Here is a 20148-nt window from a genome sequence, read left to right as displayed (position 1 = left end):
GCGTTCGAAAATGTTAGCTGGATTAGCTGACAACGAACGCTTTTGTTATTTTCTAATCACGTTCGTGAGATGAAATTCCATTCAAAATGATCAATTTCCAGCTAACGCAATCCGATTTTTGTTAGCTGACAGCTAATCAAAATCACCGGTTTGCAAACATGGGTTTTAGGAAGTCCAGCTAACATTTGGGTTCCGCTCTGTTGTCACCCCTTATTTGGGAATGTAAATCAGAGAAAAGGCGGGAAAAGAAACAATCTCTCCCAAACCTGCAAACATAAATTAGCTGAAACAGTATTCAATTCTATTAGCTACAGCTAATGGTCAAACAGCAATGTTTGTTTGGAACTTTACTATCTATAAAAGTTCCAGGCAGGCATTTTTTAGTGTCCTGAATCCTGGAGGAAAGGAGTCAAGATGGCTGAGCCAAACAGACAATCAGGAGAAAACGAAGAAAGAATCATAGAAATTGAGATTGAGCGTCTTCGTCCGTTCAAAGAGCACCCGTTTCAGGTAAAAGATTGGAAAGATATTTTCATAAAGAGATTGCAAGGGTGCAGGCACAATGGTATGGACAGCAGTCTGTGAAGGGAATAAAACATCCAGTCACATCAAAACATATTCGCAGATTATATCAGAAAAAGCAGAACTCGGTAACGGATTATCTACACAAGATCACAAGATACTTTGCAAAATACTGCCGTGAACAGGGAATTACCTGTGTTGTGGCAGGGGATATCCGGAATATCCGGAAAGGAAAAGACCTGGGACACAGAACAAACCAGAAGTTCCACAATCTGCCGTATAACAGGCTCTATAGCATGATGGAATATAAGCTTAAGATGTACGGGATCCGTTTTGTAAGACAGGAAGAAAGCTATACCAGCCAGTGCAGTCCGCTGTCACCAGAGGTGGAAAAAAGATATGCACAGCCATGCAACCGAAAACAAAGGGGACTGTACAGGGACAGAAACCGGAAGTATAACGCAGATGCTGTAGGTGCATATAACATCCTGAGAAAATATCTCTCCGTATCCGGAGAGAGAAAGGAACTGTCCGTAACCGGACTAAAAACGCCAGAAATAATAAAAGTAGCTGTATAGCTCTAAAGAGCAAACAGTAGTGGTGTCATGGACGCACCCTGAAAAGGCGGTATCCCGCCTTAATTCAGATGCTCTGGTAACTCAGTTGCCGAGTAGTTCACTGAATCTTTTCAGCATAATTCTTGTCTCCTTCCGTAAAGACTTGCCTTCTATTATATATCTGTATTTTAAAAAATAGCAATCAAAAACTCCTCTCAGGCGCTATGCATAATAATTTCAACAACATGCTGCTTATAGCAGGTATTGATAAATTTATATCATTCTGATGAAATATTATATTTCATTTTTCACGTTAATGATGTAAAATTATCAATGTAAATATCAGGGCATATTCGAATAATCATTTCTAAACTTTTTCAAATATGCTCCGGAAAGGAACTTTTATACTAATGAAAACCAAGATTCAGGATATGACCTCCGGTTCACCGGGACGGTTGATCATTCTTTTTGCAATTCCCCTGATGCTGGGAAATATCTGTCAGCAGCTTTATACAATGGTGGATACCATGGTTGTTGGCCAGGTTGCAGGTGTGGAGGCTCTTGCCGCACTGGGTGCTGTTGACTTTCTGATGTGGGTTGTCACAGGAATATCCACAGGACTCACTCAGGGATTTTCTATTCAACTCTCCCAGTATTATGGGGCAAAGGATTTCGAAAATCTGCGTAAATCTCTGGCTCACAGTTACCGGCTGACCGCATTCATCGCAGCCGGAGTATTGATTCTCAGCCAGTCATTTGCTTCGCTGGTATTAACAGGGCTGCATACACCTTCCAATATTATCGGAATGTCTCTGTTATATCTGCGCATCATTTTCTGTGGAATCCCCGCCACAGCAGCCTATAATATGTTTGCCTCTGCTCTAAGGGCTATGGGAAACAGTAAAACACCGCTGACCGCAATGATCATCGCATCTGTGCTGAATGTCTCACTGGACATCCTTTTTGTGGCAGGCTTCGGATGGGGTGTGGCAGGAGCAGCAATCGCAACTGTGATCGCACAGAGCTTCTCCGCTGTTTACTGTTTCCTGATTTTACGCAGAATTGATATCGTTCATCTGACCAGAGCAGATTTTATGCCTGCCTCCGGCATGAATGCCCGCCTGATGAAACTTGGTATTCCTGTTGTATTCCAGAATATCATCATCGGTGTGGGCGGTCTGGTAGTCCAGTATGTGATCAATGGCTACGGTTTCCTTTTTGTGGCAGGATTTACAGCTACAAACAAGCTTTATGGTCTGCTGGAAATGGCTGCTATTTCCTATGGATATGCCATCGTTACCTATGTGGGTCAGAATCTGGGAGCCGAAAAGATTGACAGGATCAGAAAAGGCGTCCGCAGCAGTATGCTGCTTTCCCTGCTTACCTCACTGATCATTTCTGCTGCCATGTTTTTATTTGGAAAAAATATTCTCTCACTTTTCATCTCAGGTGAACCGCAGCAGACACAGCAGGTACTGGCAATTGCTTTTAAATACCTTTCTATTATGGCTGCCATGCTCTGGGTTTTGTACTTTCTGTACGTGTACAGATCTGCACTTCAGGGGCTGGGAGATACCTTAATGCCTATGGTAAGTGGTATGGCTGAATTTGTCATGCGTATCAGTGCTGCACTGATCCTTCCTCATTTTATCGGACAGGACGGTATTTTCTTTGCAGAGATTGCAGCATGGAGCGGAGCCACTGTGATCTTATGCATCAGCTATTATGTACGGATGCATAAATATCATTAAAACAAAACAGGGAGCTGTCGGTAAATAACGTTTTTTAGAGCTGACAGCACCAAACAAAAATATCCTGACAGTTACAGAGCTTTCTGGCTCTGCAACTTGTTCAGGATATTTTTATTTTGATAAATACTTTCTGTTTTTGGCCGCAAAAAATCCTTGTTTGGATTTTTTCAGCCGCATTTTTTTCTAGGCAGTTTTTCCTTCAAATTTTCTCAGTTTTTCGTATAAAAAACGAGGATATTTATTTATATTTCTTCCAATAGCATACAGCATGAATTCTTTATATACCTTATCTGCCGAACGGTAATTAAAACGCCGGAAGTTCTCATTTTCCTTTATATCTCCAAAATGTCCTTCCGTCTGAATGGAATGTGTCTGGCGTTTCAGGATCCCGCGTTCACTCTGGATATTGGCATGCGATCTTTCTTTCAGTTCCTCCCATTGTTCATTGATCTTCATGACTTTGTTCTTTTCGGCATCTTTCTCCGCATCATACTTATACAGACAGCGCGCTTTATGTTCACATCCGCTGCAGTCTGCACAACCATATACCTCAAAGATCTGTGTATATCCATCCTGCTCTTTGCTCTCTGTCCTGAGATGCCGCAGTTCACGTCCGTCATGGCAGATATAGAACTGTTCATCTTCAAAGATCCCTGTCCTCATGTTGTAATATTTACTGATATCTTCTGAATAAGCGCGTGTTTTTCGCTTTTCATGATCCTGCAGTTTTATATAACTGGATATTTCATTCCGTTTTAAATAAAGCAGATTTTTTTCACTACAGTACCCGCTGTCCGCAGTTACTTCTTCCAGAAGCAGATGCAGATGGGTTTCAGCATATCCCGGATGGATATGGAGAAGAATTACCGTTTCGATAAGGAGGGCAAAATGAATCAGGTAGATAAAGAACTGATGCAGGAAAAAGGAATCCTGACAGAAAATGAAAAAGCAGATGAATATGAAATCCAAAAGGCAGCCATGAAAGAGGCTGTTTTTTTCCTGGCTGCAATGCTGGAGAAAAATCTGGATATGTCAGAACTTCAGACAATTTCCTTATATCTGAAGGAATTATCCATGAAGCAGCATTATATGCACATTCACCTGTATGTTCAGCAGCTTTACAGAAACAGCAGACCGCATGAGAAACTGGAAACATTCTATGCAGCATCTTTGCAGGAAGAAGCACAGCGAATGTACAGCACTTATTTTGTTGCGTATCTGAAAATGCTGATCGGGCGGTTGAGTGAAATGGATGATCTGATCAACTTAAAAAAACTTATGAAAGAGGAGGAAAATCGTGAATAATAATTCAGAATTTATGCCGGTAGAGTGTTTGAATGTTCCGAAAGTGCTTTTCTATGATAAGCAGTACGAGGATTTATCTATGGATGCAAAACTTATCTATGCACTGCTGTTGGACAGAAAGGAAATGGCCATCAGAAATGAGTGGGTAGATGAGTATGGAGACACTTATGTGATTTATCCAAAACAGGAAATAAAGAAATATCTGAATATATCCAGATATCGGATTGACCAGGCACTTGCAGAACTGGAAGAACATGATCAAATGGTAGAAGTGGCAGTACCTTATCCAGGGAAGCTCTGCCAGTTCTATGTGAAGGATATCACTGACAATGAAAAACAGATGGAGGAAGACATAATGAAGAAAATGAAAGAAAGCAATGGAGAGAATTTTTGCAGAGCATCAGGGTGTGGCTATGCAAGATGTTTTACAGGAATTTCACCTAAATACATGGCGAAAATGAATAAAGAAGACAGGAATAATTTCCAAACGGCTATAGAAGAAATACTGGAAGATCTTAATCTGGGAGGTCATGTTACAGCAGAGCCATTGATGTCAGAAAGAACCAAAGAATATTTTGACAGTTATAAAGATGAGGCGTATTACAGTCTCAGCCCTAAGAAGCGAAAGATCGTTGATATGCAGCAGAGGGGCTATATTGATGAGGATGGACAGATTGATGAAGACGCCATCTATGATGATGCCTGTGAAGCAGCAGAAGAGCTGGCAGTATTTTTGCGAGCAGTTTTCAATAATCCGAAAGAAGATTCAAAGAAACTGATTAAATTTCTGGATAACCTCTGGACAGCAGGAAAATATAAACAGCTGTAGGCTACACTGATCGGATTTGAGCTTCTTTTTGAATTTCCAGAAAAATATCTTGAAGATGTGGAATGTTGTCTTGGTGAAGCAAGAAAACTTTTTCTGTTTGCCATATAAAAATCTCCTTTATGTTTTTATAAAATCGAGCGAAGCGAAGATTCCAAAAGTGGGGAGGGTCCCGCTTTTGAGGCGAATGCCCGGCAGTGTATATACACCGCCTGTCCCTGCTATTCTTAGCTCTCAGGTATTAAATACAAAAAATCAAAGAAATGTTTATTTTGGATGTGCGGATTATTGCTGAAGCAGCTAAAAAATAGAGAAGAGAGATGACAGCTATTGGCATTGTACCATTTTTTAGTAATGTATTTGTCATAGACACATGTCTTAAAAAAATGATGGCGGAACAATATGTTGCTGTGATATAATAAAATGTTCGGAATATTTGGAAGAGAATGAAGAGAGGATATGAGTGAACGACATGAAGAAAACAAAAGAAGGAGTTAATTTGAAGAAAAAGAAATTCCTTAGACTGAAGAATACAGGTAGTATCCTTGTGCTTATGGGGCTTTTGATAATTTTTGTAATAGCACTGTACACATTTATCCTGCAAAGTTCTTACACTAAGACCGCCCTTGATACAGAAATTGCGCGTGATACAGCGAGTGCAGATGCAGTACACAAACTTGTGGATGGAAGCACGACAAACGCATGAATGGTTAGCAACTGCAAATTCTATTTTTTTCTACTTTTTAAGCTTCTAAAAGCTCTTCTAAATACTTAATTGGACGCAAACTTACTACGAACCTTTTCTTTCTCATTGACAACTTATGTCTTGATAGTTCTGCTGGTTTCAAAATACTCAGGCTCCATTTTCTTATAATGTTCAAATTTTGTGCCGCCATTTTATCGATTGTCGTATTTGCATCCTCCCGAAATGTTACATCCAAATGCCAATGCATACTTTCTATACTCCAATGACCTCGCACCGCTCGGCTGACTTCGTTGATATCCGTTTTTAAACTGCTTATAAAATATCGATATTCATACGTTATCTTTCCTGCTTTTTCTATTCGTTTCTTCTCCATTACAATGCTTCTCAGGCCTTTCCAATTCTTCTTTTGGCTCAGCCACCGGATATCTTCCGTCTGATAATACTCTCGGATCTCAATTTGCCCATGGGCTTTCTCACGGGTCTTCTTATATGCCCCCTTTTCGCGCATTTCTTTTTGAAACTCCTCATTCGAAAAGTATTCTTTTACATCTTCGTACATTGTGTATTGATTTTTCTTCAATGCCAGAACATAATCCGCTCGTTTCTGCCTGATTTTTCCTGCGATCGCTGTCTGCGTTCCCATTGCATCAATCGTAATGATCTGACCCTTTATCTGGATTTTTTCCAACAGCTCTGGAATCGCTGTTATTTCATTGCTTTTTTCTTTGACTGCTTTCTGTCCCAGACAAAATCCATCTTCCTTACTCCATGCAGAAACAATGTGACTTGCTTTTTCTTCTCCACGTTTATTCGAACACATCGTTTTTCCATCTATGCAGATGATCTTCTTCAACAGTTCTCCATCATTTTTATCCAGCCGCTCCTGCCATTTTCCATAGAGCTGCTGCAGAATTTCGGGCGATATCATCCCCATGACACGCCGGATCGTATCATGAGAGGGGATTCCGTTTTTTAGTTCAATATACTTTCGAAGATAATCCTGATAGCTTTCTGCAAACAATGCCATCTCAACCCAGTCATCCGCATTCGCAAGAGTTGCAAACAACACAATGACAAGAATATCCTTCAACGTATGACGAACCTTTGTCTGCTGACGAGTATCTTCAATGTATTCCATCCACTCTAATAATTCCTGCATAAATAACACCCCTTTTTCTTTTATTTTACTAGAAAAGGGGTGTGTTCACAATTTATTTACTCATGCGTTTGTCGTGTGGATGGAAGAATCAGCAAAGAAGATTTTGATCAAATCAAAGATCAATCTGATGAAAAGAAGCAAATATATAAGGATATTTCTTCATATTTCAATGAAATCAGAACACTGAATTCTACTCGATATATTTACACCGCTAAAAAAAATGAAGAAGGAAAACTCGTTTACGTGGTAGACGGTTTGGATCCGGATGCGGATGATGTAAGGCACCCTGGAGATTATATTGAGGAAGAAATGGTTCCGTATATTGATAGGGCTATTTCTGGGGAGAATGTGTACTCTCAGGATATCATTGATACAACATGGGGGCCGATTTTTACGGCTTGCTATCCTGTAAGCGCAAATCATGATGGGACAGGAGAAATCATTGGCGCATTTTGCATTGAAATGGATATGCAATCAGCTTATGGAATGGTTGAAAAGACGAATCATATTTCCATCATCTGCGGTATAGTCGCAGGAGCTGTATTGCTTTTAATTTGTCTATATACCTATTATGTTTACCAGAAAAGCAAGGCAGAAGAGCAAAAACAAAAACAATTATTAATGAACGCCGCTGAGGAAGCAGAGTCTGCCAACAAAGCAAAATCTGCGTTTTTGCTTAGTATTAGCCATGACATCAGAACGCCGATGAATGCCATTATTGGATTTACAAACATTGCGCTTCACCAGAACACGGTTTCAGATATTCATGATAGCTTGGAGAAAGTTCAAAAAAGTTCGAATCATCTTCTCTCTTTGTTGAATGACGTACTGGATTTTAGTCGCATTGAAAGTGGAAAAGTTACTATTTCGCCCGAGCCAGTGGACATTACTCAATTGACAGATAATGTCCAGGCGATTATGAATGGACTTCTTTATAACCGAGATCTTAAGTTTGAAGTACATCGAGAAAGACCAAAGAACCCATATGTCCTTGCGGATGTTACGCGTATTCGAGAAGTTCTGGTGAATCTTCTTGGCAATGCTGTGAAATTCACAAAGGACGGTGGAAAGATTACTTTGGATATCAGCACTTACCCCGGAACGGATGAGAAACATATCATAATTCGTTATGTTGTTCAAGATAATGGTATTGGCATGAGCGAAGAGTTCCAGAAAGAATTATTCAAGCCGTTTTCACAAGAAGATAATGCTAATGCCAGAACCAAATATAAGGGAACCGGTCTTGGCATGGCCATCACACAAAAATATGTGGATATGATGGGCGGTTCGATTGCTGTTGAGAGCAAAAAAGGTGTAGGTTCTACATTCACAGTGGAGATCCCACTGGAGTTGCAAGAACAGGTTATTCAATCAGAACAAAAACAACCTCTACATAGAGATTTGACAGGTGTTCATGTTCTTATGGCAGAGGATAATGATCTAAATGCTGAACTTGCTACGATAATGCTGGAAGGTGCCGGTATGACCGTAACACGCGCATCAGATGGAAAAGAAGTCGTGAATTTGTTTAAAAATCATCCACGAGACACATACGATCTTATTTTGATGGATATCATGATGCCAAACATGGATGGACACCAAGCAACGAAAGCCATTCGAGCCCTAGGTATAGAGCGATCCGATGCAGTTACGATTCCAATTATAGCTTTGTCTGCAAATGCTTTTATAGATGATATTCAGGAATCCCTGGATTCAGGCATGAATGATCATATTTCCAAGCCGATTAACATGGAAGAAGTAACTGATACAATCGCTAAATACATTAAAGACGATACATGTTTGGAAAAGGAACTGAAGCAGAAACAAAATGACAGATAAGTGTCGGAGCATCAGGAAAATCGCATCGTTAGTGAGAAAAATATGACGGTATCTGAATCCTTTATAACAAAGTATTTAAGCATTGTCTAAAAGATCAGATGTTAATAAAAGAATACATTAAATAACAAAAAAAGAATGCAAAGAGGTGGAACTGTATCTGGCCAGGAAAGGCAGTGCAGTTTCGCCTTTTTTGTGCTGTCCTTTTCCTTTCATTCCATGTTATAGTGATATTGTACAAAAATAAAATAATTTGAAATTTGCTGTGATTTTTTTCATTTTGATACGTTTATTATAAAGAGTAAATTCAGCAGAAAGGGTTTGGAAAGTAGAAAAATGCAATATAATAGAAAAATGATTAATGGTGTAGTATTTTTGGAAGAGCAGGCAGATTATTTGTTGCTTCTTGGAAAAGAGGGATTATATACAGTGCAGGCAGAAAATGATCATTGGAATGTTCATTATACACTTCCGGGAGATACATCAAATTTAGACAAACAGTTTATTTCCAAAGATGAAGCATTGCAGGATGTTTATGAAATGGATATATGGCGCAGAAATAGATGGAAATTTTTGCCAATGAAAGAACTAAGGACAAGATTAAAGAAACTTCTCATGGAAGCTGGATTTACACAAGCAGAACTTGCCGAGATGGTTGGAAATTGTAAGGACAATATAAGTAGACTGGAGAGAAATAAATTTAAAAACCCAACATATCAGTTGTTATATGATATTGCAGAATTCTTTGAAAAACCTGTGGAAGAAATTTTTTGGTACGAAGAAATATAAAATAGAAGGCTGGTGCATAGCAGAAGTGAGCTGTTAATGCATCAGCCTTTTAAAATTAGCCAACTACTTTTCCAAAAGTTTTTAAGGTGGAGCCGGAAGTGACTTGGATAGGGGCATATTTTTTATTTAGAGAAATAAGCTGAATACCGGAATCGGATTGATGATATTTCTTTACATAAGCATCACCATCAAGGAAGAAGACACCGATTTCTCCTTCTTCAAGAGTTTCTTGTTTATGAATCCAGATGATCTGTCCATCCAGATAGAGAGGCTCCATACTGTCACCACATATGATGTTGTTCCGAAAGAAGAAATTGCTGAATTTGAAGAGCTTATGCGCAAAACCATAGCTGACATTGTATCAGAAGCCAGTAGCGTTGCCTGTTGGGTGTATGTGCAGAAATATGTGAAGCACAAAACCCTAAACGAAATGCTGCAAGAATTGCCAGACGTAGGTCAATTCATCCTAGCTATGGATACCTGGTTTGAAAAACTGATGGAGAAATAATCTAGGAAAATAGTTTAAAGTTTACATGTTATGATCATGTATGAAGTTGGAACAAAATAAAAGAATTGTGCTATAATATTGTTCAAGAAAAAAACTCATTGACATATTTCAATCTATTTAGGAGGATAAACGATCATGTGTACAGCAGCAACTTATAAAACAAAAGATTTTTACTTTGGACGAACCCTCGATTATGAATTCTCTTATGGTGATCAGATAGTAATTACACCACGTAATTATGCGTTTAATTTTCGCCATGTTGGCGATATGAAAAATCATTATGCAATTATTGGAATGGCTCATGTTGCAGAGGATTATCCTTTGTATTATGATGCTATGAATGAAAAAGGAGTGGCAATGGCAGGACTGAATTTTGTCGGAAATGCTGTTTATGCTGCGATTAAGCCAGATGTGGAAAATATTGCACAGTTTGAATTTATTCCGTGGATTTTAAGTCAGTGTTCTTCTTTAGTTGAAGTTCGCGAGCTTCTTGAACGAATTAATATTGTTAATACTCCTTTCAGCGAACAATTACCATTAGCACAATTGCACTGGATCATTTCTGATGAGAATGAGTCAATTACGGTAGAATCTATGTCAGATGGTTTGCATATTTATGACAATCCAGTAGGAGTGCTTACGAATAATCCGCCATTTCCACAGCAGATGTTTCAACTAAATAATTATATGTATTTATCTCCTAAACAGCCCAGAAATACTTTCTGCGAAAATTTGGCTCTTGATGCATATAGTAGAGGTATGGGAGGATTAGGTCTTCCGGGAGATCTCTCATCTTCCTCACGCTTTGTACGTGTAGCTTTTACAAAGGTAAATGCAATTTCAGGTGAATCAGAGGAAGAAAGCGTTAGCCAATTCTTCCACATTCTCGGATCTGTGGATCAGCAACGAGGATGTTGCGAAGTAGCGGATGGAAAATATGAAATCACATTGTATACGTCGTGTTGTAATGTTACAAAAGGTATTTATTATTACAATACTTATGAAAACCATCAGATCAGTGCAGTAGATATGCATGTAGAAAATCTGGATAGTGATAAAATGATTTGTTATCCAGTAATTCAAGGAGAACGAATCAACTATCAAAATAAATAATGTTTTGAAATCAGGGATGAGGTAGAAAGGAAAGTTCCATGACAAAAGATGAAGTAAAAAAACTCAGGATGAACAGTCCGGAATCACTACAGTTTTTAAATAATGCTACAAAATTTTATAATTTAATGATGATGTATCGTTGTGCTATTCGGGAGATACAAACTAAACTTGAGGTTTTGGATGATGAATTTTCAGTTGAGAACAATCGAAATCCTATTTCTTTTATAAAAACAAGAATTAAGAAGCCCAATAGTATTTACGATAAACTGCAGAAGATGGGATATGAATTTACAACAGAAAATATACAGACATATCTCAATGATGTAGCAGGCGTTCGAATAGTTTGTGCGTTTATTGACGATATTTATATGATATCAGATTTGATTACCCAACAGGATGATATTAAAGTTATTGAAATAAAAGATTATATAAAAAATCCAAAATCGAATGGTTATCGAAGCTATCATATGATTGTCGAAATACCAGTATTTTTTGCTAAGGGTAAAACACCTATGCGTGTAGAATTACAGATTCGAACCAATGGTATGGATTTCTGGGCAACATTGGAACATCAACTTCGCTATAAAAAAGGAATTGAAGAAATGCCTGGCTATGATGAGATAAGTGAAGAATTACTTCATTCTGCAAGAGCTATCATTGAAGCAGATAATGAAATGCAGAGAATAAAAGACAAAATTGGTATGTTCCATGAAATTTAGGGAGAAAACTGAGCAAGTAGGAAGGTGGAATATATATGAAACAAGATACTTTAGAGGGCAAAGCAAAAACAAAAAATGGGGTAAAACGGCTGTGTTTTTCCATAATCTGCATTCTTCTGGAAGTGATTTTTATTATTACTATCGTAACACGCTTGAATGAATATGCAGAAATCATAAATTTATTTACAAGGATTTTGAGTGGGATCTTGGTTTTGGGATTGTACGCATCAAATAAGACATCCTCTATGAAAATGCCTTGGGTCATCTTAATTCTAATTTTCCCAATTATGGGTGTAGGCCTGTATTTGTTGATTGGTTTGAATGGTGGCACACATAAAATGCGTGAGCGATATGCAGAAATTGATAGCAAATTGTTACCAATGCTTCCGGACAGTCAGGAGTGTTTGAGCAAAATAAAAGAAACAATTCCGAAAGCAGGAAATATAGCAAGTTACATACAAAGAAATTCGCAGTATCCAATCTATCAGAATACGGATATTGTGTATTTTGATGAAGCAGTGAAAGGATTAGAGGCACAGCTTAAGGATTTGGAGAAAGCACAGAAGTTTATCTTTATGGAATATCATGCGATAGAAGACGCTGAAGCATGGCATAAGATTCAAGATGTTCTGGAAGAGCGAGTAAAAGCAGGTGTGGAAGTTAGAGTATTCTACGATGATATGGGTTCTATAGGCTTTATTAACACAGATTTTGTGAAAAAGATGGAGGCAATAGGAATTCATTGCCGTGTATTCAATCCGTTTATGCCAGGTTTAAATCTGTTTTTGAACAATCGTGATCATAGAAAAATAACAGTTATTGATGGAAAAGTCGGATTTACAGGTGGATATAATCTAGCAAACGAATATTTTAATTACACACACCCGTATGGACAGTGGAAAGATACAGGTATTCGTTTAGAAGGAGATGCTGTTCAGTCGCTTACGGTGACATTTTTGGAAATGTGGAATGCAGTAAGTGATAAGGATGCTAATGATTCTGATCTTAGTAAATACCTTTTCCACTATGATTATGCGGCACAGCAAACTGGGTTTATTCAACCTTATGCAGACAGCCCTATGGATAATGAGCAAGTAGGAGAAGAAGTTTATATCAGTATGATAAATAAAGCTGAAAAATATTGTTGGTTTATGACTCCATATCTAATCATAACAGATGAAATGACGCATGCGTTATGTCTGGCTGCTAAGCGCGGGGTAGACGTAAGAATTATCACACCTGGTATCCCTGATAAAAAATTCATTTATAATATAACTCGTTCTTTTTATCATGGATTAGTTAAACATGGTGTTCGTGTTTATGAGTGGACTCCTGGTTTCTGTCATGCAAAAATGAGTGTGGCAGATGACTGTATGGCAACTTGTGGAACAATTAATCTGGATTATCGAAGTTTATATCACCATTTTGAAAACGGCTGTTTTATGGCAGATTGTCAGGCAGTTGTGGAAATAAAAAATGATCTGATAAGAACGATGGGAGAATGTCGTGATGTGACAGACCAATATCAAACCGGACGAAGTGCATATTTGCGACTGGGACAATTATTTATGAGATTATTTGCTGGATTGCTATAAGAATCTGATGAAACGACCTTTCAAAAAACAGTTGATTTAGAAGTTAACTGTTTTTGAAAGGCCGTTTTTGCTATATCTAACAGTCTGTTGTACAAAGAAGATTTTGCATGGATGAAAAAAACAAACCTTGTTGAGGTTAAATTGAGATTGACTTTGTATTGTATAAGTATGAAATAAAAAGGAATCAGGTGATGTACAATGAAAAAGCATAAAATATGTAAAATCCTTCTTGTTATACTGGCAATTTTTTTATGTGTGGCTTTTTATGAATTGCTCGGAATCTGCGTTGCATATAAAAAGCAGCCGGAAGTGTCCAATACAACCAAAAAAGAAACAAAAAATGGGTCATGGAACGAATGCAGTGAAAATACAGAACGGGCAGTAATCATAGAAAAGAATCCAGAAGCGCTTTTACAAAGAGTGCGTTTGATCAAGAATGCAAAAAAGGAAATTATTCTTTCTACTTTTGCATTTCAATCCGATGAAAGTGGAAAATTGATTTTAGGAGCACTGCATGATGCGGCAGACAGAGGTGTACATATTCGTCTGTTAGTAGATGGAATGGAGAGCTGGATTGATATGGAAGGAAATCCGTATTTCTATGGATTATCTTCCCATGAGAATGTTGAAATTAAACTGTATAATAAGGCCAATCCGTTGAAACCGTGGAAAATGATGGGTAGAATGCATGATAAATATTTGATTGCAGATGGAAAGAGATATATTCTTGGGGGAAGAAATACATACAATTATTTTCTGGGTGATTTTCCGGGACATAAGAACTATGACAGAGACGTGTTAGTGGTTTGCGATGAACCTGAGAAAGAAAATTCAGTTAACCAGTTGTCAGAGTATTTTGAAACCATATGGAATCAGGAAGACAGTGGTTATTTTCATAACAATAAAAAACTGGCAAATAGAAAATCTGTAAAGAACGCAGTTTTAGAGCTGCAGAACAGCTATCAGAAATATTTTGAAGAGAATAAGGAAAGAATCTGCGAGACCAATTATACGGACGAAACTTTTGAGACAGAAAAGATTACATTAGTGTCAAATCCTATTCACACAGGTTCCAAAGAACCAGTAGTGTGGTATCAGTTGGGAGAATTGATGAAAAATGCAAAAAATCGTGTGAAGATCCACACGCCATATATTATCTGTAATGATATGATGTATAATACATGGGAGGAGATTGCAGAGAACGTTTCAGATTTTTCTATCATGACAAATTCAGTTGCGAATAATGGGAATCCATTTGGGGCTGCCGATTATGCGAAAAACAGAAATAGAATTTTAAGTACAGGAATTAATATCTGGGAATATGAAGGCGGTTATTCATACCACGGAAAAAGTATTCTGATTGACGATGATCTGTCTGTAATCGGTTCCTTTAATATGGACATGAGAAGTGCATATCTGGATACGGAACTGATGCTTGTAATTCGCAGTAAAGATATTAATAAACAGTTGGAAGAGGGCATGATGGAATATGAAAAAGTGTCCCGCCAGATATTAGAAGGCGGAACTTATAATGATCCATATCATGTAGAGCCAATCGAATTAACAAAGAAACGTCAGAGAAAAATATTTTTGGTACAGCATCTGCTTGGATGGGCAAGGTATCTGTTTTAATGAGGAGGAAGGAAAACGTGTTTCAAATATTGATTGTAGAAGATGATAAAGAATTAAGCCAGCTATTCCAAAAAGTGCTTGAGAAGAATGGATATCAAGTCAAAAGTGCATCGGATGGAGCACAGGCATTAGAAGTATTGGATAAGGAATATATTGATCTGATCATTTCTGATATTATGATGCCGGTTATGGATGGCTATGAACTGGTGTCAGAACTTCGTTCAGCAGGATATCAGATACCAGTGCTTATGATCACTGCGAAAGGTTCCTTTGATGATATGCGCCAGGGATTTCTTTCGGGAAGTGACGATTATATGGTAAAACCGGTAAATGTGAATGAAATGGTTTTAAGAGTCGGAGCATTGCTTCGCCGTGCACAGATACTGAATGAACACAAAATTGTGATCGGTTCAACAGAGTTTGATTATGATGCAATGACGGTTACAACTGATAAGGAAAGTCTTGTTTTGCCTAAAAAAGAATTCCTGCTTTTATATAAGCTTGCAGCTTCGCCAGGCAGAACATTTACAAAACAACAGTTGATGGATGAAGTATGGGGATACGAGACGGAGGCAGACCCACATACGATAGAGGTACATATAGGAAGAATCAGAGAGCGTTTTAAAGATAACCCTGATTTTGAAATCGTAACAATGCGTGGAATTGGATACAAGGTGGTGAAAAAATAATGGAACAAAAGAAAGAAAAAGGATTGCGGATCCGATCCTGTCTGACTGGTGCAATCTGGCTGGCACTTGTATTTTCAACAGTCATATCTGCTTTATTATTTGCTTTTTTGAATCATTTTTTTAATCTGCCGGGCAGCATACCTGTGCTTGGCTGGCTTTTGATTTTCAATACATTGATTGCAGGGCTGATCACTTCCTTTATCAATGCAAAGTTACTGGAACCAATTACCAGACTTAGTAAAGCAATGAAGGAAGTTTCTCAGGGAGATTTTGAACAGCATTTGGAAACGAACAGCCGTATAGCAGAAGTTGGAGAATCTTATCAAAGTTTTAACGTTATGACAAAAGAACTTCGTGCAACAGAGGTGCTGCAGATGGATTTTGTATCTAATGTTTCTCATGAGTTTAAGACCCCGATTAATGCCATTGAAGGATATACAATGCTGCTTCAGGGAGAAGAACTGTCTCCGGATCAAGAGGAATATGTAGAAAAAATCTTATTTAACACCCAAAGACTTTCCGGATTGGTTGGTAATATTTTGCTGTTATCCAAGTTAGAGAATCAGAATATACCAATGAAAAAAACAGAATATCGTCTGGATGAACAGATCCGCCAGGCATTTCTTTCATTGGAAACAAAATGGACAGAAAAAGAAATTGGTTTTCAGGTAGAATTGGAGGAAGTTAAATATACTGGGAATGAAGGACTTTTTATGCATATCTGGATAAATCTTTTGGATAATGCGATTAAGTTCAGCCCTTCAAAGGGGACAATTACGATGTTTCTGAAACAAGAACAGGATTCTGTTAAGTTCATTCTGGAAGATGAAGGACCCGGAATAGAGGATGATGTAAAATCCAGAATATTTGACAAGTTCTATCAGGTAGATGGATCTCATAAAGCAGAAGGAAATGGCCTAGGTCTTGCACTTGTAAAACGGATTGTAGATAGTGCCGGAGGAACAATCAAAGCAGAAAACCGTGAATATGGTGGATGCAGATTTGTTATAGAGCTGCCAAAGCAGAAAGATGAGATTATATAGTTTTAAGATAAATTAGAAGATGGGAGGATTTATATGACATTTTATCAGGAGTTGCAGTTAAATCAGGCAGGTTCTAAAAACCTGTTGAAAAAGAGTGAAACACTAAAAGAAAAATTATATCATATGTGGGTATATCTGGTGAAGATAGCTGTTACAATGGCATTTTGTTTTTTCTTTGTTAGTATTTTCAGCATCCTATTTGGAAATGAGAACAGCATTGTAGGTGTAGTAGTCTTATTATGTCTCATGGTGTTTAGAAATGCGGATCTGGGGATCCACACCGGACAATCTACGATGCTTTTGGCTTTGTTCTTTGTAATTATGACTGTATGTCCGCATTTAGCAAATCAGTTTTCACCGGTATTGGGAATGCTGTTAAATATTGCGGCACTGGCTGTGTTGATTCTGTTCGGATGCCATAATCCATTCATGTTTAATCAATCTACATTGGTTCTTGGGTATCTGCTGCTATATGGTTATGATGTTACGGGAAAAAGCTATCAGATGCGATTAGTCGGAATGGCTTTAGGTGCAGCACTTACCTGCTTCGTATTTTATCGAAATCATAAAAACAGAACTTATAAAAGAAATCTGAAAGATCTGATACAAGAATTTGATATCACTTCTTCCAGAACAAAATGGCAGATATGTCAGATTTTATGCGTACCGATTGTCCTTTGCATTGCAGAACTTTGTAATATGCCACGTGCAATGTGGGCTGGTATTGCGGCCATGTCCGCGATTTTGCCGTTTATGGAAGATATGCGCTACAGAGTCCGTAAAAGGATTGTCGGAAATATTGCAGGTGTTATATGTTTTACAGTATTATATTTTCTGCTTCCTTCGTCAATCTATGCATATATAGGAATTCTTGGTGGAATCGGTGTAGGATTTTCAGCACAATATGGCTGGCAGGCAGTATTTAACACATTTGGTGCTTTAGCCATTGCTGCAGAGACTTATGGACTACAAGGAGCGGTTAGTCTTAGAGTGATTCAAAATGTTTTTGGTGTTGTGTTTGCTTTAGCATTTTGTGTTATATTTTATTGGTTTATGTCTAAAAAAAGGAAAGTGAGATGACCGTACATGCAGAGTGAAGTGAATCAGGAAGAAAATTTGAATAGAATTATTACGGTTCCTAATCTTCTTTCTTTTTTTCGGCTTTGTCTGATTCCGGTAATTATATGGAGTTATTGTGTAAAGAAAAATCCTCTGTTAGCTGGTGAAATCTTATTGCTGTCTGGTCTTACGGATCTTGCTGATGGATATATCGCAAGAAGATTCCATAGGATTAGTAATTTAGGAAAAATACTTGATCCGGTGGCTGATAAGCTGACACAGGCAGCGATGTTAATCTGTCTGTTTACTCGTTTTCCGCATGTGCTTCTTTTAATCGTAATAATGGCAGGTAAGGAGCTGTATATGGTAGTCAGTGGATGTCTTGTGATACGAAAGACAGGAAAAGTACATGGTGCAGACTGGCATGGAAAGATAGTAACCTTTTTATTATATGGAACTGCAGCGGTGCATATTATATGGTTCCACATTACACCGATGGTATCAGATCTGTTGATTGGTTTGTGCGCTATAATGATGGTCATATCGGTCGCTCTGTATATTATCCAGAATACCAGGACTCTTAAGGAAGAGACTGTATAAGCAATTTTATATTGCAATGACTAGAAAAATATTTAGGAGAAGATAGATATAAACAGTAAGTCAAACACACAAACTATGGAGTCTTTAGTCGGTTTAATAAAATTTTAGATAGAAAATAAATCATTATAAAAAGATCCTGTTCATACTATGATATATAGAACAGGATCTTTATTTACTTTATTTCGCCAGGAAATTGCTCTGAATCTCCATCGGCATATGATAAACCTGGCCTCGTTTTGTCAGGCTGTATAATTTAAAGCTCATTAGTTCCGGAGTCGCATTCAATGAACTGCAGAGTCCGAAATAATCCAGGTCCTCGTTCTGAGCCATCAGCCTTTTAAAATTAGCCAACTACTTTTCCAAAAGTTTTTAAGATGGATCCGGAAGTGACTTGGATAGGGGCATATTTTTTATTTAGAGAAATAAGCTGAATACCGGAATCGGATTGATGATATTTCTTTACATAAGCATCACCATCAAGGAAGAAGACACCGATTTCTCCTTCTTCAAGTGTTTCTTGTTTATGAATGCCCTTCAATATATGGATGCCTATGATTACCGGATGAATTTGGGAAAACTGAAAAAGGAAGTGAACAGTATCATTCTAATCTATGGACTTTGTGATATGGTCAACCGGGCAATGACACTGGTAAAATATTTTACACCGAATTTTGGAACCGAATATTATGATGTGCTTTATAGCTGCTTCTGCAGGCACAGAAAAATGGCGGACATGGAAATTATGCTTGAACTGGGGATGAGCCGGGCAAATTTTTACCGGAAGAAAAAAGCAGCGCTCCGGTATCTGGGATATTATTTTTTTGAAATCGTAGTGCCACAATCTGCAAATAAACGATATAAGCCATCTTTTCCAGAAACGGAAGAGTAGATCTGAAAGAGCCTGATGGAATCTCCCCTTTCCACCAGGCTTATATATAATGGAATACTCCCCTATTCCCCTTATTATTCCGCAGATTCTTCAGCTGCAGCTTCTTTCTTTTTTCTTGATTTGCCAGAAATCATTTTATGACCTGAGTAAATGGCCATAGCCATGCAGATCAGTGAACTGAATGCAAAATATTTATGTGCTGATTTCATATCCTTATAGCCGGTGTAGCAAGTTCCGATCATGGAAACCAGCGCACCGATGGACCAGTATTTATGTGATTTCATTTGAACCTCCTGAGCTTTTTTATATCATACATCTTTTTAAGAAATATGCAAACTGGAATTTATCGTCTTGTTCCATTCTTATCAAAATTCTTTTTTAATGCTATTTCTGTTGGGAGAATAGACCCAATTAAAGGAATAAGTTGAACACCACAGATAATTCCTCCTATACTCCCAACACAATCTTCATTTTTTCCAATCACTAAAAGCATGAATATTACTGTTATCGGCAACATAACCATTCCACAGACATACCAGACTTTACCACAATATTTATGAGCAAATTCCCATGCGAAATTGCAGATGAACAATTATTATGGAGAAATTATAACAGAGTATTTGACAAATTATATGTGTTTTATTGTGTTGTCAGTGGAAATCTTCTCCATACTTTTTACTTTCGGAGTGGTAAAAAGTGTTGTTGTACTGTTATTTGTGGACACGGCAATTTTTATTGGATTGTTAGTAGTTGGTTTGGTAAAAATGGATTTGAGAGGGAAAGAAGTTTTATGATTCAAATTTTATATTTCAGAAATAACAATAAGATACTATTTTTCCCACGCCTACTA

22 protein-coding genes and 3 pseudogenes are annotated in these 20148 nt (G+C 37.7%); 18 read left to right on the top strand and 7 right to left on the bottom strand.

The genetic code is table 11. From position 1 onward, the window contains the following. Positions 1 to 317: 317 nt before the first annotated feature. The 3 genes and pseudogenes from AC04Q6_RS08150 to AC04Q6_RS08140 form a co-directional block, all read left to right on the top strand. Positions 318 to 537 (top strand): annotated as a pseudogene (locus AC04Q6_RS08150) (ParB/RepB/Spo0J family partition protein); the annotation flags it as partial. Between the two features lie 14 nt (positions 538 to 551). After that, positions 552 to 1100 carry an IS200/IS605 family accessory protein TnpB-related protein gene (locus AC04Q6_RS08145; protein WP_476389628.1) on the top strand — a complete coding sequence of 183 codons (549 nt, stop codon included), beginning with the start codon at positions 552 to 554 and terminating at the stop codon, positions 1098 to 1100. A 389-nt stretch (positions 1101 to 1489) separates the two neighbouring features. After that, positions 1490 to 2830, top strand: a complete 1341-nt coding sequence (locus AC04Q6_RS08140) for an MATE family efflux transporter (RefSeq protein WP_118062284.1) — start codon at positions 1490 to 1492, stop codon at positions 2828 to 2830. 183 nt (positions 2831 to 3013) lie between these two features. On the opposite strand, the pseudogene AC04Q6_RS08135 reads toward AC04Q6_RS08140, so the two are convergent. After that, a pseudogene (locus AC04Q6_RS08135) lies at positions 3014 to 3643 on the bottom strand (transposase); the annotation flags it as partial. A 75-nt stretch (positions 3644 to 3718) separates the two neighbouring features. Between AC04Q6_RS08135 and AC04Q6_RS08130 the strand changes: the two are divergent. The 3 genes from AC04Q6_RS08130 (at position 3719) to AC04Q6_RS08120 (ending at position 5667) form a co-directional block, all read left to right on the top strand. Further along, a complete protein-coding gene (locus tag AC04Q6_RS08130) occupies positions 3719 to 4135 on the top strand; it encodes a hypothetical protein (RefSeq protein WP_021976909.1) in 417 nt (138 codons plus the stop codon). Then, positions 4128 to 4964, top strand: coding sequence for a replication initiator protein A (locus AC04Q6_RS08125; protein ID WP_118071559.1), 837 nt, complete (start codon positions 4128 to 4130; stop codon positions 4962 to 4964). The genes AC04Q6_RS08130 and AC04Q6_RS08125 overlap by 8 nt, the downstream gene beginning before the upstream one ends. Before the next feature lie 469 nt (positions 4965 to 5433). Further along, on the top strand, positions 5434 to 5667 hold the full coding sequence (locus AC04Q6_RS08120) for a hypothetical protein (RefSeq protein WP_476389627.1): 234 nt from the start codon (positions 5434 to 5436) through the stop codon (positions 5665 to 5667). A 37-nt stretch (positions 5668 to 5704) separates the two neighbouring features. Here AC04Q6_RS08120 and AC04Q6_RS08115 read toward each other — a convergent pair whose 3' ends face one another. Beyond that, positions 5705 to 6826, bottom strand: coding sequence for an ISAs1 family transposase (locus AC04Q6_RS08115; RefSeq protein ID WP_118064820.1), 1122 nt, complete (start codon positions 6824 to 6826; stop codon positions 5705 to 5707). A 75-nt stretch (positions 6827 to 6901) separates the two neighbouring features. Between AC04Q6_RS08115 and AC04Q6_RS08110 the strand changes: the two genes are divergently transcribed. Next, a complete protein-coding gene (locus AC04Q6_RS08110) occupies positions 6902 to 8665 on the top strand; it encodes an ATP-binding protein (protein ID WP_476389626.1) in 1764 nt (587 codons plus the stop codon). A 318-nt stretch (positions 8666 to 8983) separates the two neighbouring features. Beyond that, positions 8984 to 9451, top strand: coding sequence for a helix-turn-helix transcriptional regulator (locus tag AC04Q6_RS08105; RefSeq protein WP_147343508.1), 468 nt, complete (start codon positions 8984 to 8986; stop codon positions 9449 to 9451). A 55-nt stretch (positions 9452 to 9506) separates the two neighbouring features. On the opposite strand, the gene AC04Q6_RS08100 is transcribed toward AC04Q6_RS08105, so the two are convergent. Next, on the bottom strand, positions 9507 to 9728 hold the full coding sequence (locus AC04Q6_RS08100; protein ID WP_081019717.1) for a S24 family peptidase: 222 nt from the start codon (positions 9726 to 9728) through the stop codon (positions 9507 to 9509). 6 nt (positions 9729 to 9734) lie between these two features. Between AC04Q6_RS08100 and AC04Q6_RS08095 the strand changes: the two are divergent. The 9 genes and pseudogenes from AC04Q6_RS08095 to AC04Q6_RS08055 all read left to right on the top strand — a co-directional run. Next, positions 9735 to 9959, top strand: a pseudogene (locus tag AC04Q6_RS08095) (hypothetical protein); the annotation flags it as partial. A 135-nt stretch (positions 9960 to 10094) separates the two neighbouring features. Further along, positions 10095 to 11072, top strand: coding sequence for a choloylglycine hydrolase (bsh, locus tag AC04Q6_RS08090; protein ID WP_005347230.1), 978 nt, complete (start codon positions 10095 to 10097; stop codon positions 11070 to 11072). Between the two features lie 38 nt (positions 11073 to 11110). Then, the gene (locus AC04Q6_RS08085; protein WP_005347231.1) at positions 11111 to 11791 is read left to right on the top strand and encodes a GTP pyrophosphokinase; all 681 of its coding nucleotides are present in this window, start codon (positions 11111 to 11113) and stop codon (positions 11789 to 11791) included. Between the two features lie 35 nt (positions 11792 to 11826). Beyond that, the gene (gene cls, locus AC04Q6_RS08080; RefSeq protein WP_118071557.1) at positions 11827 to 13386 is read left to right on the top strand and encodes a cardiolipin synthase; all 1560 of its coding nucleotides are present in this window, start codon (positions 11827 to 11829) and stop codon (positions 13384 to 13386) included. A 198-nt stretch (positions 13387 to 13584) separates the two neighbouring features. After that, positions 13585 to 15018, top strand: a complete 1434-nt coding sequence (locus AC04Q6_RS08075; RefSeq protein ID WP_106492192.1) for a phospholipase D family protein — start codon at positions 13585 to 13587, stop codon at positions 15016 to 15018. Continuing rightward, positions 14997 to 15707, top strand: a complete 711-nt coding sequence (locus tag AC04Q6_RS08070) for a response regulator transcription factor (protein WP_118071556.1) — start codon at positions 14997 to 14999, stop codon at positions 15705 to 15707. The genes AC04Q6_RS08075 and AC04Q6_RS08070 overlap by 22 nt, the downstream gene beginning before the upstream one ends. After that, on the top strand, positions 15707 to 16750 hold the full coding sequence (locus tag AC04Q6_RS08065) for a HAMP domain-containing sensor histidine kinase (RefSeq protein WP_005347239.1): 1044 nt from the start codon (positions 15707 to 15709) through the stop codon (positions 16748 to 16750). The genes AC04Q6_RS08070 and AC04Q6_RS08065 overlap by 1 nt, the downstream gene beginning before the upstream one ends. A gap of 33 nt (positions 16751 to 16783) precedes the next feature. After that, positions 16784 to 17830: an FUSC family protein gene (locus AC04Q6_RS08060; protein WP_119248374.1), complete on the top strand. Its 1047-nt coding sequence runs from the start codon at positions 16784 to 16786 to the stop codon at positions 17828 to 17830. A 6-nt stretch (positions 17831 to 17836) separates the two neighbouring features. Further along, positions 17837 to 18409 carry a CDP-alcohol phosphatidyltransferase family protein gene (locus AC04Q6_RS08055; RefSeq protein WP_055057096.1) on the top strand — a complete coding sequence of 191 codons (573 nt, stop codon included), beginning with the start codon at positions 17837 to 17839 and terminating at the stop codon, positions 18407 to 18409. Between the two features lie 177 nt (positions 18410 to 18586). Here AC04Q6_RS08055 and AC04Q6_RS08050 read toward each other — a convergent pair whose 3' ends face one another. Together AC04Q6_RS08050 and AC04Q6_RS08045 are read right to left on the bottom strand one after the other, a co-directional pair. Then, on the bottom strand, positions 18587 to 18760 hold the full coding sequence (locus tag AC04Q6_RS08050) for a hypothetical protein (RefSeq protein ID WP_476389625.1): 174 nt from the start codon (positions 18758 to 18760) through the stop codon (positions 18587 to 18589). Continuing rightward, positions 18753 to 18947 (bottom strand): S24 family peptidase, encoded by a 195-nt coding sequence (locus AC04Q6_RS08045; protein ID WP_294421313.1) that lies wholly within the window; start codon positions 18945 to 18947, stop codon positions 18753 to 18755. The genes AC04Q6_RS08050 and AC04Q6_RS08045 overlap by 8 nt, the downstream gene beginning before the upstream one ends. Here AC04Q6_RS08045 and AC04Q6_RS08040 point away from each other — a divergent pair. Further along, entirely contained in the window at positions 18933 to 19298 is a 366-nt protein-coding gene (locus AC04Q6_RS08040) for an ArpU family phage packaging/lysis transcriptional regulator (protein WP_174088740.1), read from the top strand. The genes AC04Q6_RS08045 and AC04Q6_RS08040 overlap by 15 nt on opposite strands. Before the next feature lie 74 nt (positions 19299 to 19372). Here AC04Q6_RS08040 and AC04Q6_RS08035 read toward each other — a convergent pair whose 3' ends face one another. Beyond that, the gene (locus AC04Q6_RS08035; protein ID WP_005421572.1) at positions 19373 to 19582 is read right to left on the bottom strand and encodes a DUF6219 family protein; all 210 of its coding nucleotides are present in this window, start codon (positions 19580 to 19582) and stop codon (positions 19373 to 19375) included. A 59-nt stretch (positions 19583 to 19641) separates the two neighbouring features. Beyond that, positions 19642 to 19815, bottom strand: coding sequence for a hypothetical protein (locus AC04Q6_RS08030; RefSeq protein WP_442859864.1), 174 nt, complete (start codon positions 19813 to 19815; stop codon positions 19642 to 19644). Positions 19816 to 20148 lie beyond the last annotated feature (333 nt).

The sequence above is a fragment of the Blautia sp. HA9023 genome, assembly GCF_056504095.1.
This window is presented reverse-complemented; position numbering and strand designations above follow the sequence as displayed.

Excerpts from the sequence above, each read along its gene's own strand:
- cls (WP_118071557.1), top strand. The coding sequence starts at position 11,827 with ATGAAACAAGATACTTTAGAGGGCAAAGCAAAAACAAAAAATGGGGTA.
- AC04Q6_RS08035 (WP_005421572.1), bottom strand. The coding sequence starts at position 19,582 with ATGAAATCACATAAATACTGGTCCATCGGTGCGCTGGTTTCCATGATC.
- AC04Q6_RS08115 (WP_118064820.1), bottom strand. The coding sequence starts at position 6,826 with ATGCAGGAATTATTAGAGTGGATGGAATACATTGAAGATACTCGTCAG.
- bsh (WP_005347230.1), top strand. The coding sequence starts at position 10,095 with ATGTGTACAGCAGCAACTTATAAAACAAAAGATTTTTACTTTGGACGA.
- AC04Q6_RS08065 (WP_005347239.1), top strand. The coding sequence starts at position 15,707 with ATGGAACAAAAGAAAGAAAAAGGATTGCGGATCCGATCCTGTCTGACT.
- AC04Q6_RS08055 (WP_055057096.1), top strand. The coding sequence starts at position 17,837 with ATGCAGAGTGAAGTGAATCAGGAAGAAAATTTGAATAGAATTATTACG.
- AC04Q6_RS08100 (WP_081019717.1), bottom strand. The coding sequence starts at position 9,728 with ATGGAGCCTCTCTATCTGGATGGACAGATCATCTGGATTCATAAACAA.
- AC04Q6_RS08060 (WP_119248374.1), top strand. The coding sequence starts at position 16,784 with ATGACATTTTATCAGGAGTTGCAGTTAAATCAGGCAGGTTCTAAAAAC.
- AC04Q6_RS08075 (WP_106492192.1), top strand. The coding sequence starts at position 13,585 with ATGAAAAAGCATAAAATATGTAAAATCCTTCTTGTTATACTGGCAATT.
- AC04Q6_RS08085 (WP_005347231.1), top strand. The coding sequence starts at position 11,111 with ATGACAAAAGATGAAGTAAAAAAACTCAGGATGAACAGTCCGGAATCA.
- AC04Q6_RS08130 (WP_021976909.1), top strand. The coding sequence starts at position 3,719 with ATGAATCAGGTAGATAAAGAACTGATGCAGGAAAAAGGAATCCTGACA.
- AC04Q6_RS08120 (WP_476389627.1), top strand. The coding sequence starts at position 5,434 with ATGAAGAAAACAAAAGAAGGAGTTAATTTGAAGAAAAAGAAATTCCTT.
- AC04Q6_RS08040 (WP_174088740.1), top strand. The coding sequence starts at position 18,933 with ATGAATGCCCTTCAATATATGGATGCCTATGATTACCGGATGAATTTG.
- AC04Q6_RS08140 (WP_118062284.1), top strand. The coding sequence starts at position 1,490 with ATGAAAACCAAGATTCAGGATATGACCTCCGGTTCACCGGGACGGTTG.
- AC04Q6_RS08030 (WP_442859864.1), bottom strand. The coding sequence starts at position 19,815 with ATGTTGCCGATAACAGTAATATTCATGCTTTTAGTGATTGGAAAAAAT.
- AC04Q6_RS08070 (WP_118071556.1), top strand. The coding sequence starts at position 14,997 with ATGGGCAAGGTATCTGTTTTAATGAGGAGGAAGGAAAACGTGTTTCAA.